General features: G+C 59.8%; 14 protein-coding genes. 9 read left to right on the top strand and 5 right to left on the bottom strand.

The window, feature by feature from the left end:
• Positions 1–64 precede the first annotated feature (64 nt).
• From VJU77_00505 to VJU77_00490, 4 genes are all read left to right on the top strand, one after another.
• The gene (locus tag VJU77_00505; protein HKP01815.1) at positions 65–1414 is read left to right on the top strand and encodes an efflux RND transporter periplasmic adaptor subunit; all 1350 of its coding nucleotides are present in this window, start codon (positions 65–67) and stop codon (positions 1412–1414) included.
• Positions 1411–4605 (top strand): multidrug efflux RND transporter permease subunit, encoded by a 3195-nt coding sequence (locus VJU77_00500; protein HKP01814.1) that lies wholly within the window; start codon positions 1411–1413, stop codon positions 4603–4605. The genes VJU77_00505 and VJU77_00500 overlap by 4 nt, the downstream gene beginning before the upstream one ends.
• A gap of 144 nt (positions 4606–4749) precedes the next feature.
• Entirely contained in the window at positions 4750–5094 is a 345-nt protein-coding gene (locus VJU77_00495) for a hypothetical protein (protein HKP01813.1), read from the top strand.
• A 60-nt stretch (positions 5095–5154) separates the two neighbouring features.
• On the top strand, positions 5155–5283 hold the full coding sequence (locus VJU77_00490) for a hypothetical protein (protein ID HKP01812.1): 129 nt from the start codon (positions 5155–5157) through the stop codon (positions 5281–5283).
• 56 nt (positions 5284–5339) lie between these two features.
• Here VJU77_00490 and VJU77_00485 read toward each other — a convergent pair whose 3' ends face one another.
• Positions 5340–7772, bottom strand: a complete 2433-nt coding sequence (locus VJU77_00485) for a tetratricopeptide repeat protein (GenBank protein ID HKP01811.1) — start codon at positions 7770–7772, stop codon at positions 5340–5342.
• A gap of 74 nt (positions 7773–7846) precedes the next feature.
• Positions 7847–8743: a tetratricopeptide repeat protein gene (locus tag VJU77_00480; protein ID HKP01810.1), complete on the bottom strand. Its 897-nt coding sequence runs from the start codon at positions 8741–8743 to the stop codon at positions 7847–7849.
• Between the two features lie 135 nt (positions 8744–8878).
• On the opposite strand from VJU77_00480, the gene VJU77_00475 reads away from it, so the two are divergent.
• The gene (locus VJU77_00475) at positions 8879–9724 is read left to right on the top strand and encodes a UDP-2,3-diacylglucosamine diphosphatase (GenBank protein ID HKP01809.1); all 846 of its coding nucleotides are present in this window, start codon (positions 8879–8881) and stop codon (positions 9722–9724) included.
• A complete protein-coding gene (locus VJU77_00470) occupies positions 9721–10068 on the top strand; it encodes a hypothetical protein (GenBank protein HKP01808.1) in 348 nt (115 codons plus the stop codon). Before VJU77_00475 ends, VJU77_00470 begins: the two co-directional genes overlap by 4 nt.
• 75 nt (positions 10069–10143) lie before the next feature.
• Here the strand turns inward: VJU77_00470 and VJU77_00465 are convergent, their stop codons facing one another.
• Positions 10144–10959, bottom strand: coding sequence for a phosphate ABC transporter substrate-binding protein (locus VJU77_00465; protein ID HKP01807.1), 816 nt, complete (start codon positions 10957–10959; stop codon positions 10144–10146).
• A 175-nt stretch (positions 10960–11134) separates the two neighbouring features.
• On the opposite strand from VJU77_00465, the gene VJU77_00460 reads away from it, so the two are divergent.
• Positions 11135–11647 (top strand): hypothetical protein, encoded by a 513-nt coding sequence (locus tag VJU77_00460; protein ID HKP01806.1) that lies wholly within the window; start codon positions 11135–11137, stop codon positions 11645–11647.
• Between the two features lie 15 nt (positions 11648–11662).
• Entirely contained in the window at positions 11663–12589 is a 927-nt protein-coding gene (locus VJU77_00455) for a CHAD domain-containing protein (GenBank protein ID HKP01805.1), read from the top strand.
• Positions 12590–12603: 14 nt separating this feature from the next.
• On the opposite strand, the gene VJU77_00450 is transcribed toward VJU77_00455, so the two are convergent.
• Both VJU77_00450 and VJU77_00445 read right to left on the bottom strand, forming a co-directional pair.
• Positions 12604–13644, bottom strand: a complete 1041-nt coding sequence (locus VJU77_00450; GenBank protein ID HKP01804.1) for an Mrp/NBP35 family ATP-binding protein — start codon at positions 13642–13644, stop codon at positions 12604–12606.
• A 305-nt stretch (positions 13645–13949) separates the two neighbouring features.
• Positions 13950–14609 carry a DUF4440 domain-containing protein gene (locus VJU77_00445; protein ID HKP01803.1) on the bottom strand — a complete coding sequence of 220 codons (660 nt, stop codon included), beginning with the start codon at positions 14607–14609 and terminating at the stop codon, positions 13950–13952.
• Between the two features lie 212 nt (positions 14610–14821).
• Between VJU77_00445 and VJU77_00440 the strand changes: the two genes are divergently transcribed.
• Positions 14822–16276, top strand: a complete 1455-nt coding sequence (locus VJU77_00440) for an ankyrin repeat domain-containing protein (protein HKP01802.1) — start codon at positions 14822–14824, stop codon at positions 16274–16276.
• Positions 16277–16351 lie beyond the last annotated feature (75 nt).

Below are 16351 nucleotides of genomic sequence, written 5' to 3'. Positions count from 1 at the left end.
GAAACATAGTCTTTCTCACCGGACCCGCCATGCCCCATCCTTTCCTCAACAAAGGAAGAATCATATGAACCTAATAAGTCCACCAGTTTCGCTCACCGCGCCCGGGCTCGTCCTGGAGTGGCAGGAGGGCTTGGTGACCGATTTCGGTCATCGGCAACAGAAGATTCGTCTGAGATTCGCAGACCTCCCAGACGAAGCGAACGCGCATCCGAAGAAGATCAACGAACGCAGAAGCGCAGGACGCAGCCGGACAGGGTCCATCGGACAATCCGTGCGCTTTGGGGTTGTCGCGCTGGCGGCGCTCGCGTTGGCCGCCTGCAAACCAAGCGCGCCTCAATCGCAGCCAGCGCTGCCCGTGAATGTTGTCACGGTCGTCGAGAAGGATGTGAACGAGTGGGACGAATACACGGGGCGCCTTGATGCTGTGGAGTCGGTGGAAGTGCGGCCCCGCGTTTCCGGTTACATTACAGAGGTGAAGTTCGAGGCCGGGGCCATGGTCAAGGCCGGCGATCTGCTTTACGTCATCGATCCGCGCCCGTATCAGGCCGACTTCGATCGCGCGGCGGCCGAATTCGAGCGCACCCAGGCGAACCAGAAACTCGCGCAGATCGAATTGGATCGCGCGAAGGACCTGCGGAGCAAGAACACCATTTCCGCGAGCGAGTTCGATCAGAAGGCGGCGACCTATCAGCAGGCATCCGCCGGGGCGCGTTCCGCGGAGGCCGCGAAGAATGCGGCGGCCTTGAATCTCGAGTTCACGCAGGTGAAGTCGCCGATTGCCGGACGGGTCAGTGATGCTCGCATCACGCTCGGCAACCTGGTGCAGCCAGGAGCGGGACCCGAAAGCGTTCTTACCACGGTCGTTTCCGTCGATCCGATCTACGTCCGGATCGACGCGGACGAAAACAGCCTTTTGAAGTACGTGAAGCTGGACGAAGAAGGTAAGCGGAAGAGCGCTCGCAATGGACAGATCCCTGCCTGGGTCCAACTCGGCAATGAGACTGACTTTCCGCACGAAGGGGTAGTCGACTTCGTCGATAACCGCCTCGATCCGGGAACCGGGACGGTGCGCGCGCGCGTGGTGCTTCGCAACTGGAGCACGCTCGTCGTGCCGGGCTTCTTCGCCCGCATTCGCGTGGCCGGCGCGACCCCATACCGCGCCGCCTTGGTGGCCGACAAGGTCATCAGTTCCCAGCAGGGACTGAAGTACGCCTATGTCGTCAAACCGGACAACACCCTCGAGCGTCGCAATCTCGAAACAGGCCCAATCTTTGAGGGCAAACGGATCGTTAAAAAAGGTCTGAAGGACGGCGAGAAGGTCGTCTCCACGCGTTTGCAGCTCCTCCAGCCGGGAATGCCGGTGACGCCAATTTCTGAGCAGCCTCCCTCAATAGAAAGCAAATCCGCGCAATGAACTTCTCTCACTTTTTCATCGACCGGCCCATCTTCGCCGGAGTCATTAGCATCCTCATCACGCTGATCGGCGCCATCGCGCTCTTCACCTTGCCGATCGCGCAGTATCCGGAGATTGCGCCGCCAACCATTCAGGTCACCGCCAATTATCCGGGCGCGAATGCCAAGGTGGTCGCGGAGACGGTGGCCACGCCGATCGAGCAGCAGGTCAATGGCGTGGAGAACATGCTCTACATGACTTCGCAGAGCACGAGCGATGGCAACATGGCGCTCACCGTCACCTTCAAGCTCGGGACCAATCTCGATGACGCGCAGGTGCTGGTGCAGAATCGCGTCGCGATTGCGGTGCCGACTTTGCCGCAGGATGTGCAGCGCATCGGCGTCACCACGCGAAAGCAATCACCCGATCTGACGATGGTCGTGCACCTCGTCTCGCCGGATGGTTCGCTCGATTCGCTTTTCACGAGCAACTACGCGCTCCTTCAGCTCCGCGATGAGCTCGCGCGGCTCGATGGCGTCGGCGACATCACGGTCTTCGGGGCGCGCGAATACTCGATGCGCATCTGGCTTGATCCGGACAAGCTTTCCGCGCGAGGGCTGACCGCGCAGGACGTCGTCAGCGCAATCCAGGAGCAGAACGTGCAGGTCGCGGCCGGGATCATCGGCGCGCCGCCGGTGCCGAAGGAGTCCACCGCCTTTCAATACACCGTCAGTACCCAGGGCCGGCTTGCGAATGAGGACGAGTTTGGCGAAATCGTGGTCAAGACCGGAACCGGCGGGCAGGTCACGCGCATTCGTGATGTCGCGCGGGTCGAGCTGGCGGCGCGCGATTACACGGTCAACAGCCAGCTCGGCGGAAAACCGGCGACTGCGATGGGCATTTTCCAGCGGCCCGGTTCGAATGCGCTTCAGACCTCCGCGGCGGTGCGCAAAAAGATGGAGGAGCTGAAGCACCGTTTCCCGGCCGGGCTGGACTATACGATCGTGTATGACCCGACTGTCTCCGTGCGCGAGTCGATCCACGAAGTGCAGAAGACGCTCTTCGAAGCGATCGCGCTGGTGGTGCTCGTCGTCCTCGTGTTTCTCCAGACCTGGCGCGCGGCGATCATCCCGCTCATCGCCATTCCGGTTTCATTGATCGGAACTTTTGCGGCGATGACGGCTTTTGGCTTTTCCATCAACAACATTTCGCTCTTTGGCCTGGTGCTCGCGATCGGAATCGTGGTCGACGATGCGATTGTGGTGGTCGAGGCGATCGAGCACAAAATCGAAGAAGGCCGCAGCCCGCGCGACGCCGCCCGTGAAGCGATGAGCGAAGTCGGAGGCGCGCTCGTCGCCATCGCGGTCGTGCTCTGCGCCGTCTTTATTCCCACGGCGTTCCTGAGCGGAATCACCGGACAATTCTTCCGGCAGTTCGCGCTCACGATCGCGGTCTCGACTGCGATCTCGGCGTTCAACTCCCTCACATTGTCCCCCGCGCTCGCAAAGCTGCTTCTCCGCCCGCGCGGCGCAGAGAAGGATCGGTTTCAGCGCATTCTCGACGCGCTCCTCGGCTGGTTCTTCCGCGGCTTCAACAAAGTGTTTGCGTGGGCGGGAAATGCCTACGGCCATACTGTCTCCCGGCTCACCAAGCTCGCCGTTATTGTGCTGTTCATTTACGCGGGTTTGCTTGGCCTCACCGTGCTCGGATTCAAAGTCGTCCCGGGCGGATTTCTCCCGACGCAAGATCGCGGCTACGCCGTCGTGTATGCGCAATTGCCCGATGCCGCGTCGCTCGATCGCACCCAGGCGGTCGTCGACAAGATTGCCAAGATCGCCCACGAGACTCCCGGCATTCTCAACACCGTTGAATTCGCCGGGTTCAATCTTTTCGGCGGCAATCAGACAAACACCGCCGCGGTCTTCCTGCCGTTCAAGGAATTCTCTGAGCGGACCAAGCCTGAGGAAAAGCTCCCGGCGATTCTCGCGAAGATGAATGCACGCGTGCGCGCGGAGATACCTGAGGCGCTCGTCGCGGTATTCCCACCGCCACCGGTCGCCGGCATCGGCAACGCGGGTGGTTACAAGGTTTTCATCCAGGATCGAGGCAACGCCGGCATCGAAGAGCTCCAGGCCCAGGCGTTCGCGATGGTTGGGAAAGCGAACCAAACGCCGGGCCTGACGAATAACATCACGACATTTCGGGCCAATGTGCCCCAGCTTTGGCTCGAGGTGGATCGCGTCAAAGCGAAGAGCATGAACGTGCCCTTAAGCAATATCTTCGGAACGTTGCAAACCTATCTCGGCTCTTCCTACGTAAATGATCTTACCTTGTTTGGGCGCACCTACCGCGTCACGGCCCAGGCCGACTCACAATTCCGGCTCAAGCCGGAAGACATCCGTCTGCTCAAGACGCGCAACAGCAACGGCGGGGTCGTTCCACTCGGCGCGGTCGCGACCGTGCAGGAAGTAAACGGTGCGGACAAGGTCACCCACTACAACATGTTTCCCGCGGCCGATCTGAGTGGCCAGCCCGCCCCCGGGACGAGCACAGGCGACGCGATTAACTCCATCGAGCGCCTGGCCAAGGAAATTCTACCGACGAGTTTCACGACCGAATGGACTGAGATCGCCTACCAGGCGAAAGTCGCCGGCAATAGCGCCATCTACGTTTTCCCGCTCTGCGTCCTGTTCGTCTTTCTCCTGCTCGCCGCGCAATATGAAAGCTGGTCGTTGCCGCTCGCAATCATCCTGATCGTGCCAATGTGTATCTTCAGCGCGATCGGCGGCGTCTGGCTGCGCTCGATGGACAACAACGTCTTTACTCAGATCGGCTTCGTCGTGCTGGTCGGCCTCGCCTGCAAGAATGCCATCCTGATTGTCGAATTCGCGAAGCAGATCCAGGATCGGGACCACAAAGATCGCTTCACGGCCGCCGTCGAAGCGTGCCGCCTCCGTCTCCGGCCGATCTTGATGACCAGCTTTGCCTTCATCCTCGGGGTGTTTCCCCTCGTCATCGGCACCGGAGCAGGCGCGGAAATGCGCCAGGCCCTCGGCACCGCCGTCTTCTTCGGCATGCTGGGCGTGACGTTCTTCGGCCTGCTCCTCACGCCGGTGTTCTACGTGGTGATCATGTGGTTCAAAGAACGACGGCAGGCGGCGCCGACGATCAACGCGCAGGATATTGCTATCGAGCCCGCCGTATCGCATTAACAACGTCTGCTTACGCCGACCGGCTAAATGGGTTTCAACTCCAGGCTAGCCGGGCTGACTCTTCGATCGCAACGTCAGGCGGCCGAGCGACCCATCGCGGCGATGTTGAATCGGAGCCTGCAAAGCTGTAATGTCGGATCGCGAATGCGAACGGCCCTTCGATTTCTGGTTTACGCGTTGACCTCCTGTTCGATCGCTTTTGCAGTCACACCCGCGCAGTCACCCCTGCCCCAAACAGAGAAGACCGGCTGTTGCGCCAAGGTGAAAACCGAGAGGGTGACGGACGGTTGTCCCCGGCATGAGCCGAAATCCGACCAGGAGAAGCAATGTTGCGGCGGCTGCGTCTTTTGCCTCGCCATCCTTTCGGCCCCAGCCACGCCGTTCGTTTATCCGCCGACCGGCGAAGAATCTTTTGCCGCATTCGCGGCCCGTGAGCTGGTCCGACCGCATCGTCCCCAGGTCCCGCCGCCGCGCCTCCCAGTCGCTTAACGGCGTTGGCTCCTTCCGCTCCGCGGGAGAAGAGGAAACGAAATTCAACAGGAGGATTCCATGAAATACCTGATGATGATCGTGGCGGCCCTGGCGCTGGTCGGCACAGCGAACGCGATTTCGCGTTCGGCTGATTGCTGCGGCGGTGGTGGTTGCTGCCCGTTCAAAATGCCCTGCTGCGACGAGTAAGCACGGCTGACAGATAAGCGAGCCCCCGTCGGAGAAATCCGGCGGGGGTTTCGTTCTTATGGAGTCGCGCGCCACGCCTCCCGGCGCCTGAATGATGCCAGATGCCTTTCGAATTCCCCGCGATCTTCAGAGTCGGGCGCCAACTTTGAAATGGCATCGGCCAAATACTTCTCCGCCTGCTTGAAGTCGCCGGCTTCGGCGTAAGCAGCCGCCAGCGTGTCGACATAATCTTGATTTTTCCATTGGCTCAACTCGCAGGCCTGCGTGGCATGGGAGATGGCGTCTGTTCCGTTGCGGCAAGCTCGATCCGGGCACGTCGCTAGAAACCAGCCTAACGCATTTTGAGCACGGGCCGACCGCGGAAAGCGCCCTGCCGCTTCACGCAATTCGACCTCCGCGCGTTTGAAATCTCGATCGTGCTCGAAGATCTCCGTCGGTCCCAAGATGTCATCCATCCGATCGGGATCGAGTCGTTCTGCTTCGCCGAACTCCCGGTCCGCTTTCTCCAATTGGTTTTCGGCGAGGTAAATTCGACCGCGGACTTCGTGGGGCAACGCAAGCTTTGGATCGAGTTGGATCGCCCTGGTCGCGGCTTCTGCGGCTGCGGCCGTTTGTTTATTCATTTCCAAAATATCCGCGCGCACCGCATAGGCGAGAGCGTCGTCCGGGTCGCGCCGAAGCATTTCGTCGAGATCACGAAATGCGAGCTCGGACTTGTTCTGCCGCTGGTAACAAACGCTGCGCTCCGCCAGGACCAGGCGGGAGTTGGGCTCTCTCCAGATCGCAGTGGAAAAATCGGCGACGGCCCTGGCCCATTCCCGGCGTTTCTCATAGGCCAGACCGCGGTAATAGAAACCATTTGTCGTCTCCACGGTTTCGCTCGAGGCCCAGGGAGGACGATATTTGCGATCGTGAGTACCGTCGAAAAAATGAAATAGGGCAGCCGATACGGAATCCCCTGGGTTCGGTGGCAGGACAAGGTCCAGGCAGCGGATCACGCGATCGAACTCCTGGTGCGCATAAGCGCTTACGGCTTCCTCGAACAAAGTGGGCGCCATTTCGGCACCACCCAGATCACGAATGGCAAGGCCGACGCGGTATCGGGAGAGGCGTTGCTCCATTCGGACACGATCTTTCGGGGCAATGCCGGGCATGGTGAGAACGGTCGTCGCCAGTTTCTCGGCCTGTTCGAAATCCCCCTGTTCCGCGTAGGCGGCGCCCAGCGCATCGAGCGCGTACCAATTTTGCCAATGTGAAATCTCGCACCCTTTCGTCGCTTCCTCGATTGCTTCGCTTCCGTTGCGATAAGCATCGTGCGGACAAGTCGCGAGAAACCAGCCCAAGGCGGAATGAGCGACCTCCGCCCCGGGGAATTGCTCGACCATCCGGCGGAGTTCGCCCAGGGCGCGGGAATACTCCTGGCGATAAGCGTAGGTCTGGGCGCGAAAATAAATTGCCCAAAGAAGAGTCGGATCCATTCGCAGCGTTTGATCAAAAGCGGCGATCGCTTCATCGAACTTGCCTTGAACCATCAGGGCCCTGCCCCGGAAAAAGTAAGCCCCGGCAATCTTCGGATTTAGCTCCAGCGTTTTCTCGACATAGGCCACCACTTCCCGCCAATCGCCTTTTTGCATCGCCGCGCGGGCGAGTTGGAGATAGGCATAAACGTAATCCGGCCGCAGCCGGATCGCTTCGTTGAAATTCTCGATCGCCTTATCAACCATCCCGCGATCGAGGTAAATGTAACCGCGTGCGAAGTGGAGTTGGGGCGCCGCGGGCATCGCCGCGATGGCCTCATCGATGTCGGCCAGGCCCTTGGCAAGGTTCCCTTTGCGAGCATAAGCCGCTGCCCGGTGAACGTAAGCGCCAGCGTGCCCCGGAAACAGCCGAAGGGCCGAATCGAAATCCGCGATCGCCGCGTCCACCCGATCGCTTGCCGCGCACGCTATTCCGCGATCGACAAAATATTGGGACTGAAACGGAACGCAGCGGATCGCCTCGTTGAAGTCGGCAATTGCCAGGTCCCAGTCACCTCTGAGCATGAAGATAGACCCTCGGTTATAGTATGCTTCCGCCTGGTTCGGATCCTTTTCGAGCGTGGTCGTGAAATCAGTGCGAGCCTTTTCGAAGTCGCCTTTCCGAACGTACGCCAGCCCACGATTGAAGACGCTGAAAAGCGGCTGCGGATCGAGCCGGATCGATTCCGTGAAGTCCCGGATCGCCTGGTCGTCGTTCTCCTTCCTGGTGTAACACCAGCCCCGGTTTCCATAGACAAGCGCACGCGTCGGCGAATCGAGAATTTTGTGCGAGGCCCGATCGTAGAACGCGATGGCTGAATCGAAATTCCCCGAGATTTGTTCCCGGTAACCCCGCGCGTTCAAATCTCTTCCTTGGACGTAGCTAATCAGGCAATAAAGCGCCGTCGCAGCCGTTCCGATAAACAGAAGGCCAATTGCGGCGACGATGTAAAATCTCGCTCGGGGAGTCATGGGCGCGGCAAACTGGGGTTAACTCGCACGCCGTTCAAGCGGGCCCCCTCTTTAAACCGGCCACCGAAGAGATTTTAGCGCTTCAGTTTCGTCAGGGCTTCGCGCGCAGGTTTCATTTTTGCGTCGAGGCTGAGCGCTGTTTCGTATTCGGCTCGGGCGGCAGCCAGGTTGCCTTTCTTTTCCAAAATACACCCCAGGCGGTAATGCGCGGCGGAGAAGGACGGGTTCTCCAACTCTTCCCGCACGGGCATTGCCAGATAGGTACGAAGACATTTTTCTCCCCGCTCCAGTTGCTGTCCGCTCACTGCAGCGGTCCGGCCCAGTTGATAAAGAAGGAAGGGATGGTTCGGGTCGATCCCGAGGCCGCGATCCAGGGCGGCGAAAGCTTTGTCCCAATCTTTCTTTTGCTGGTGGATGAGCGAAATCCGGGCGTGGATCACCGGATTCGAAGGATTCAGTCGCGCCGACTCGTTGTAGCTGGCGAGAGCGGCATCGTACTTGTTGTCGCCCGCCAGAAAATCGCCGTCGATTTGCGCGGCCAGGGCGGGATCGCTCCGCCGGATGATCGCCACCTGCTCGGCCGCCTTGGCGTTGCTTCCGCCGAAAATCCCCGGCAGGGCCCGGTAGAAAATCGCCAGATCATTTCGCGCCTGAAGATTATTTGGATCGAGAGAGATCGCTTTCTCCAGCTCCGTTTTCACCTTCCCAATGCTCAGCACGCTGCTGGTAATGCCATTCTGCACGCCCTGAAGCGCGAGAGCGCGGCCGAGCCACTGGTGGAATTTTGAGTTGGCGGGCTGGGCGGCCACACATTTTTCGAGCAGCGGAATGGCGGCCGCGTATCGCTGCCGGCGAACGAGTTCCTGGGCCTGGTTGTAAAGCACGGATAGATCCTCCGCGGCGGTGACCCGAATGAGGAACGCGAAAACGGTAGCGACGGCAGCCAGACGAAGGAAAAACAGGGCGTTCATTGCTACGGTTTTCACAACCATGCGCCGGAAAACGCGGTCGGGCGAAGCGAACTTCATTTCACCGACGAACCGTCACAGAAACGTAACAAAACTGGCTTTGTCGGCCGGCCGCCGCCCCTGCTATTTTTAGGGCACATGGAGAGAATCGAGCCCCTCCCGCGGTTTCGAAACCTTCGCGTCGTGACCGCACCCGCGCCGCGCCGGCTCCGCACGGCATGGATCTCCGATGTCCATCTCGGAACGCGGAACAGCAAGGCAGCCGCCCTGCTGGATTTTCTCCGCGACTACGAATTGGAAACGCTCTACATCGTCGGCGACCTCATCGATACCTGGCAGATGCGCCGAGGCATTTTCTGGCCGCAGGCGCACAATGACGTGATTCAGAAACTATTGCGGAAAGCGCGCAAAGGCACCCGCATCATCTACATCCCGGGCAACCATGACGAACTGATCGGGAGCTTCTGCGGTTACTACGGCCATATTGCGATTGAGAAACAGGCGATCCACCTGACCGCCGATGGCCGGCGCATCCTCGTTATTCATGGCCACGAGCTGGATACAGTCGTGCAAAACGCGCGCTGGCTCGCCTTCGCGGGCGACCTCGGCTACCAGTTCCTGCTTGGGCTCAATCCCGTCATCAACTTCGTCCGGCGGCGGTTCGGTCTCGGTTATTGGTCCCTGAGCGCTTACGCCAAGAAACGGGTCAAGGACGCGGTGAATTTTATCGGGGAATTCGAAGCGGCGATCGTGCGCTATGCCGAACGCCACGGCGTGGATGCAGTGCTGTGCGGCCACATCCACAGCGCCGGGATCCGGCAAATCGGAAACGTCACCTATTACAATTGCGGGGACTGGGTCGAGACCTGCTCGGCGCTCGTCGAAAATTTCGATGGCGAGATGGAGCTGCTGAATTTTAGCCCATTCCTCGAGCCGCCGCTCGAGTCCGCCAGAAAGCCCGACCTCGCAGGAGCCTTATTATGACCTCTCTCAAAACCAAAAAAAGCGCCCGCGCCAAGTCTGTCCACACCTCACCGGTGAAGGTGTTGGAATCGGAACTGGAGAAACTTCGCTCCGACCTCCGGGCTACGGTCCGCGCTTATGCCGCGCGGCTGGAGATCAATCTCGCTGAGAGCCGCGCCGCGCTCAGCTCCTTCAAGCCCGCCGAAGAATTGTCGCGCGAGCGTCTGAACCAGGTGAGGGACCTGATGATCCATGTCCGCAAGCGCAAGCTGAAGCCGGAGAAGGGACGCCGGAAGGACCTGCGCAAGATCGATTCGCTAATCGAGGACCTGCAGTTGCTCGTTCCGAACAAGCTTCAGAGATGACTTCGAAGTTCGGCCCTGGCGACCCTGTGGGGCCGGCAAGACAGATTCCTCACACGAAGGTCACCAAGAATCCGCTCAGCGGATCGGAACGAATCCCGCGTCGCCCACAATCTTCTGCCCATCCGGGCCAAGTGTGAAATCGACGAATTGTTTCACCATCCCGGCCGGTTCCCCGTTGGTATAAAAGAAGGTCGGCCTCGCGTAGGGATAGCTCTTCTTCTGCACGCTCTCGACGGACGGCATGGCGCCATCGATCGAGACCACCTTGATCCCCTGCGCTTCGGCGTAGGCAAGCCCCACGTACCCGACGCCGTTCGGGTTCTTTCCCACTTCAGCGGCGATCTGCTCGTTCCCGGCCATCTTCTGAGCGGAGGCTGCGTAGTCGCGCTTCTTCATCGCGAGCTCCTTGAACTCGGAATAGGTGCCGGAAGAAGTGTTGCGCGTGTAAATCGAGATCGCCCCGCCGGAACCACCCACCGCACTCCAATCGGACACTTCACCCGTGAAGATTTGTTCGACCTGCCGTTTCGTCAGGCCCTTGATCGGGTTGGCGGCATTGACGATCACGGCCACGCCGTCATAAGCGACGATCGTCTCTTTCAAAGTGACGCCCTTGGCTTTCGCCGCCGCGATCTCCTCGGTCTTGGCAGGCCTGCTCGACATTCCGATCTGAGCGGTGCCGTCGATCAACGCGGCGAAGCCGGTGGTCGAACCTTCCGCAGCGATATCGAAAGTGGCGCCGGGATTCTGGGTTTTGAATTGCTCGGCCAACTGCGGGACCAGTTTCGCGCCGAGGGTGTCCGATCCTTTGATAACGAGCCGTTCCGCGTGCGTCGCGGAAGCGAAGATGAGGCCGACCGTGGCGAGCAGCGTGACAATTGTCGTTTTCATGAGTTGAATTCGATAGGCTTTCTCTCGATCTCATCCATCACGGAAGCACGATGCCCAAGTTACAATTGCGTGACACTTTTGTTCGAGTGACGGGCGCGCTCCACCTGCCACCTGATTGTCACACGAAAAACTTTGACGGGCTGCAATCGCGGTCCGAAACGAATGAAGTCCCGCAATGTTTTTTCCGTTCACGAAAATCAAGCCGGCGAACATGAGGGCGTCGAACAAGCCGTCGCACCGGGAAATTGAACGCAAGTTCGTCCTCAAACGTTTTCCGCCTGGCCTGAAAAAATATCCGCACGAAAAGATCGAACAGGGCTATCTCGCGGTCGGACGCGGCGGGCTTCAGGTTCGTTTGCGGAAAAAAGGTTCCGTTCTCTCGCTGACCTACAAGGAAGGGACGCGGGGCGAGCGTGAGGAACGCGAGATTCGGCTGAGCCTGGAACAATTTAACACGCTCTGGCCCGCGACGGCCGGCCGCAGATTAACCAAGATCCGGTATGACGTTCCCTGGAAGAAGCACACCGTCGAAATCGATGTTTATCGCGGCCGGCATGACGGCCTGGTGGTCGCCGAAGTAGAGTTCGGGGACCAGCGGAGCTGCGCGGCCTTCGAACCGCCGGACTGGATCGGGCGCGATGTCACCGGGAAACCGAAGTATAGTAACGTGCTGCTGGCACATGATTGAGATGACCCCGAGCGCATGAGCTACGAATTGCGACAGGACGAGATCCTGGGCGATGGAATTCGCCGGATTGTGTCTCACCAAATCGAAAGCGCGATCAAGGCGAGCAAAGCGGAACAGAATGGCAAAGGCTCCCCGGTTCATGAAACCCGCAAACATCTCAAAAAGGCACGGGCCGCCCTGCGTCTCGTCTCCGGCGAGATCGACCGCGACGTTTGGAAACGTGCCGATCGCTGCCTGGAAAAAGTCGGCGATCTGATTTCCGAGGTTCGGGACGCCGAGGTGCGCTTGGAAACCGTGCGGGAATTGCGCGATTTCGCGCGAGGGAAGAAACGCAGCTTTCAGGAGACGGAAGAACTTCTCGCCTTCGAGCTGGATAGTTTTCTGGCGGCATTTTCGGAATGGCCACAGGAAGCGGGAGAACAGTTGAGCCAGACTCTCGAGCGAATCGGAGAATGGCCGTTGGATGATCTGGGTTGCAAGCGACTGCGGAAAAATGTGCAGAAAACCTACCAGCGTGGCCGCAAATCCCTGCGGAAGGCGATCGAGAAAACAAGCACGAAACGACTGCACACATTTCGGAAGCGGGCCAAGGAACTTTGGTATCAGTTGCGCCTCCTGCGGCCGCTGGCGCCGGCGGTATTCAAGGAAATGAACGATGAGCTGAAATCGATCGGCCAATATCTTGGCCAGATCCACGACCTGGCTTTTGTCGCGGCGCGCCTGGCTTCAATCGGCCCCGCCCGAAAGCAAGGCGAGCGCATCCTCAAGGTCCTGATCGAGGCCAGGGCCGCGGAACTCGAGCAGACCGCCGTCGCGCTCGGGGAACGATTCTACGCCGAGCGCCCGAAACGATTCGCGCGCCGGCTGGCCAAATATTTTTCGAAATGGGAGACGACGAAAGTCCGCTGTTCCCCGGCGGCCGCCGCACCGGCGCGCGTTTGAACTGAGCAGCGCGGCTACAGCGTTTCGCGCAACTGGCGCGCGATTTTCATGAACTCGAGCGCCACGGGCGAATCGTCCGATTCGGCCGTGATCGGAAAACCGCGATCGCCTGATTCGCGCGTGGCGATATCAATTGGAATCTGGCCAAGCAACGAAACCCGCAGGCGTTTCGCCTCGCGCGCGCCACCACCGGACCCAAAGATCTCGTAACGTTTCCCATCGCCCGGGCAGGCGAAATAGCTCATGTTTTCGATGAGGCCGAGGACCGGGACGTTGACCTTTTCGAACATGGTCGCGGCTTTCCGGGCATCGATTAGAGCCACCTCCTGGGGCGTGGTGACGATGATGGCGCCGGCGAGGGCTACCGTTTGCACGATGGTGAGCTGAATATCACCCGTCCCCGGCGGCAGGTCGAGGATCAGGTAATCAAGGTCGCCCCATTCCACCTGCCGGAGGAATTGCTGGGTATAGCGCGTTACCATCGGGCCGCGCAAGATCGCCGGGGAACCGTCGTCGAGCAGAAACCCCATCGACATCAGCTTCAGGTTATATTGTTCGATCGGCACAATCCGGTTTTCTTCCGTCGCCATCGGCCGATCGCGGGTGCCGAACATCAGGGAGATGCTCGGGCCGTAAATGTCGCAATCGCAGAGCCCAACCCGGGCGCCCGTCTTTTCCAAGGCGACGGCAAGGTTTGCGGCGACGGTGGATTTCCCGACACCCCCTTTTCCGCTGGCGATGGCAATGACGTGTTTGATTCCTTCAATGCGGGTTGCTCCCACGCCGGCCGCTCCGGCTCCAGCGGGCGGCGCGTGGATATCGATCAAGACCCTGGCGCTTTCGACTCCCGGCAGCTCTCGCAGAATCGCTTCCGATTCCGTCTTGATGGCCTGAGGAATTGCCGGCTCGTTCGTCGCCAAAGCCATCTGCACAACGACCGCGGCGCCGTCGATCCGAATGCCCTTCACCAGGCCGAACGAAACGATATCGCGGCTGAAGCCGGGATATTTTACCCCCTTCAGCGCTTCCTTCACCTGTTCCTCAGAGACCGCCATGGGCGGGTAAGTTACCGGTCTAGGGGTACGAGTAAACAGGCGTCACCTGGAATCTTTCCAAACACACGCGCGAAGCCCGCGGGAAAGAGGCCTAGATGCGATTAACGTTGTCGTCCTTGCAAGCCCACGCGACGCTCGTCAGGACCGAGGCGAGAGCAAGGAAGAAGGCAGAAAGTGTGAGCATACCAATTCCTTTAGCAACGGGCGTGCCTCTTCATTTTGCGGGGAAAAATCGGCGCCAAGCGTCGACTCGCCGTTTATTTTCGCGACACAACTGTCGCGATTCGAATCAAGGGTGAGCCTGCTTACTTGGGAACGAGCATGGCCTGCGAGGCGACGCATTGCCATTTCCCGTTTCGCTCTACCCAGGCATCGGTCCAACGAAAGCTTCGCTTAAAGGCTGTGCCGTCTTTCGCCTTGCCCTCCTCGGTCGAAACGCCGGTGGCGACCGCAAATTGTCCGCCGAAAACACGCACGTCGATCTTGCCGTTCTTCGTCGAGGTGTAGGTATCGGTGTCCTTCTTCAGCTCGGCCAGCAAATCGGACTTGTTCATGACCTTCCCTTTCGAGCTGATGCCGCGGAAATCGTCAGCCACGTAGGCCTGGGCAATCGAAAGATCGTGCTTCATGACGGACCCCTCCCATTTGTCTTCGATCTCCCGGATGGTGGCTTCAGGCGTAGATTTTTTGACCGGCATTGCCGCTGAAGGCGAAGCACTTTTGGTCGGGCTGCTCTTCGGTTCGGGCGAGGAAGACTTGGTCGCGGCCGGGGAGCTGGAAGGCTTCGGCGCGGGCGTCGATTTCTTTTCGGTGGTAACGGACACGCTCGGGTCCGTGGTCTCGGACTTCCGAGAAACCGACGCTTCCGGAGAGGCGTCCGGAGCGGGGCTCGATTCTTCCTGGGCCAGGGCAAGCTGAGCGCTGGCAAGAACAACCGCGGCAAGAGTGAAAATGGTCAGTTTCATCTGTTTGGTCCCCTAATCTGGTTGGTTGAGCGAGAGCCCAAGACGGCCCCGCTGGGAAGGACGCACCCTATTTGGCTCCGCAAAGCCCCGTCAAGGCCCATTTGGCGCCGGCCGCCCTTGTCGGGCCGCGATTTTGGTCGCAAACCCTCTGGCTTTGATCGTGCTCCTACCTACTTGACGAGGGGTGTAGCATTATCCTCGAAATTTATAAGATGCGCTGGTCTATCGTTCGAACCTTTCTCGTAATCGCCGCCCTGGCAGCGCTGATCGTCTACACGATGCGGCTCCCGGATGCCACCAAGGCTCCGGGGACAACCCACCCAGCGGTTGCGCAGAAACCCGCGCCCTCGACCCCGCAACCGACGCTCGTCGTAGCCCGGCCGATCGCTCCCGACTTCGTCATGCCCGTGCAGCCGGTAAAGCGGACCCACTACATTGACCAGTGCTTCACGACGGAGCCAGCCTTCGCCGCGCCCGTTATCTGGAAAGAGAACGCCGTCATCGCGGCGGCCCTGAAACGGGACTGGGAAACCGTTCGCAAACTCATCGACGCGGGCGCGCCGGTGGAGTCGACCGATCAAACCGGAATTACCGCCCTGATGATCGCAGCGAAGCAGGGCAACCTCGAGATGCTCCGGGCCCTTATCGATCGCCAGGCACGGATTGATTTCATGGACTTCGAGGGCCGCACGGCCGTCGACCACGCCTTGGGCGCGGGGGAACGGGAGGCTGTTGAAATCCTTTTCTCTTTGACCAAAAACTTCGATCCCTCTTCCGCAGGGGCGCACAAGCTCCTGGCCGCCGCCCTTGCCAGCGGCGACATGAAGATTTTCCAGACCATCCTCGGGCGGTTTCCGCCCACCCTGGCCTGGACCGCGGACACCCGCCGTGCCCTCGAAAATGCCGTGAAAGCCGGGTTGAAGGACCAGGTGCGCCTCCTCCTGAGCAAGCATCCCGCGCCGCCCACCCGGGCTGACGGGGTAGTGCCATTGATCGCCTACGCGATCGCCGCGGATGACGTGCCGTTGTTCCAAATGCTGCTCGCCGGGGGAGCGGATCCTAATACCGAGATTCCAAAGACGGCGGAGAAAGAATTTACGGATTTGCTCAAATCGAAGTATCTCCGGCTCTACATCCAGGCCGACGGGGGTGTGAACATCCTCATGCTCGCCGCCGGGCTCGGCAAAGCCGACTACGTCCGCGCCCTGCTTGATGCCGGGGCGAACCGCAACCAACACACGACTCGCGAGAAAATGCTGCCACTTTATTTCGCCGCCTGGACCGAGAACTGGCAGTGCGTCCAGATGTTGCTGGGCGGCGGGCCTCAGCCGGAACAGCTCCGGGTTGAAGTATCCCTGGCGAAACAGCACATGGTCGTGATCAAGGACGGCGCGACGGTTTTCGAAACGAAAGTCTCCACGGGACGGAATGGCTTTACCACCAAGCCCGGCTCCTATGTCATCACCGACAAGGATCGCGACCATCGCTCCACGATTTACAAGTGCCCGATGCCTTATTTCATGCGGTTGAGCTGCCGCGATTTCGGCATGCACGAGGGAGTCGTCCAACCATATCCGGCTTCCCATGGGTGCATTCGGCTTCCGGGCGATGCCGCGAAAAAGCTCTTCGCCGAGATTCCGGTCGGCACTTTGGTGACGATTAACTAGGGCGCGGTTCACCGTTCCCTGATTTCTCAATCACTCTTCGACATTTTTGCCGGTCTCCAATAATTTGGGGCGTTT

The organism is Chthoniobacterales bacterium (genome assembly GCA_035274845.1).
Taxonomy (GTDB): domain Bacteria; phylum Verrucomicrobiota; class Verrucomicrobiia; order Chthoniobacterales; family UBA10450; genus AV80.
The sequence above is the reverse complement of the archived record's forward strand: the minus strand, read 5'-3'. Positions and strand labels throughout refer to the sequence as shown.

Coding starts and splice junctions, on each gene's coding strand:
- VJU77_00440 (HKP01802.1), top strand. CDS start 14,822: ATGCGCTGGTCTATCGTTCGAACCTTTCTCGTAATCGCCGCCCTGGCA.
- VJU77_00465 (HKP01807.1), bottom strand. CDS start 10,959: ATGAAAACGACAATTGTCACGCTGCTCGCCACGGTCGGCCTCATCTTC.
- VJU77_00470 (HKP01808.1), top strand. CDS start 9,721: ATGACCTCTCTCAAAACCAAAAAAAGCGCCCGCGCCAAGTCTGTCCAC.
- VJU77_00445 (HKP01803.1), bottom strand. CDS start 14,609: ATGAAACTGACCATTTTCACTCTTGCCGCGGTTGTTCTTGCCAGCGCT.
- VJU77_00490 (HKP01812.1), top strand. CDS start 5,155: ATGAAATACCTGATGATGATCGTGGCGGCCCTGGCGCTGGTCGGCACA.
- VJU77_00480 (HKP01810.1), bottom strand. CDS start 8,743: ATGAACGCCCTGTTTTTCCTTCGTCTGGCTGCCGTCGCTACCGTTTTC.
- VJU77_00460 (HKP01806.1), top strand. CDS start 11,135: ATGTTTTTTCCGTTCACGAAAATCAAGCCGGCGAACATGAGGGCGTCG.
- VJU77_00500 (HKP01814.1), top strand. CDS start 1,411: ATGAACTTCTCTCACTTTTTCATCGACCGGCCCATCTTCGCCGGAGTC.
- VJU77_00475 (HKP01809.1), top strand. CDS start 8,879: ATGGAGAGAATCGAGCCCCTCCCGCGGTTTCGAAACCTTCGCGTCGTG.
- VJU77_00505 (HKP01815.1), top strand. CDS start 65: ATGAACCTAATAAGTCCACCAGTTTCGCTCACCGCGCCCGGGCTCGTC.
- VJU77_00455 (HKP01805.1), top strand. CDS start 11,663: ATGAGCTACGAATTGCGACAGGACGAGATCCTGGGCGATGGAATTCGC.
- VJU77_00495 (HKP01813.1), top strand. CDS start 4,750: ATGCGAACGGCCCTTCGATTTCTGGTTTACGCGTTGACCTCCTGTTCG.
- VJU77_00450 (HKP01804.1), bottom strand. CDS start 13,644: ATGGCGGTCTCTGAGGAACAGGTGAAGGAAGCGCTGAAGGGGGTAAAA.
- VJU77_00485 (HKP01811.1), bottom strand. CDS start 7,772: ATGACTCCCCGAGCGAGATTTTACATCGTCGCCGCAATTGGCCTTCTG.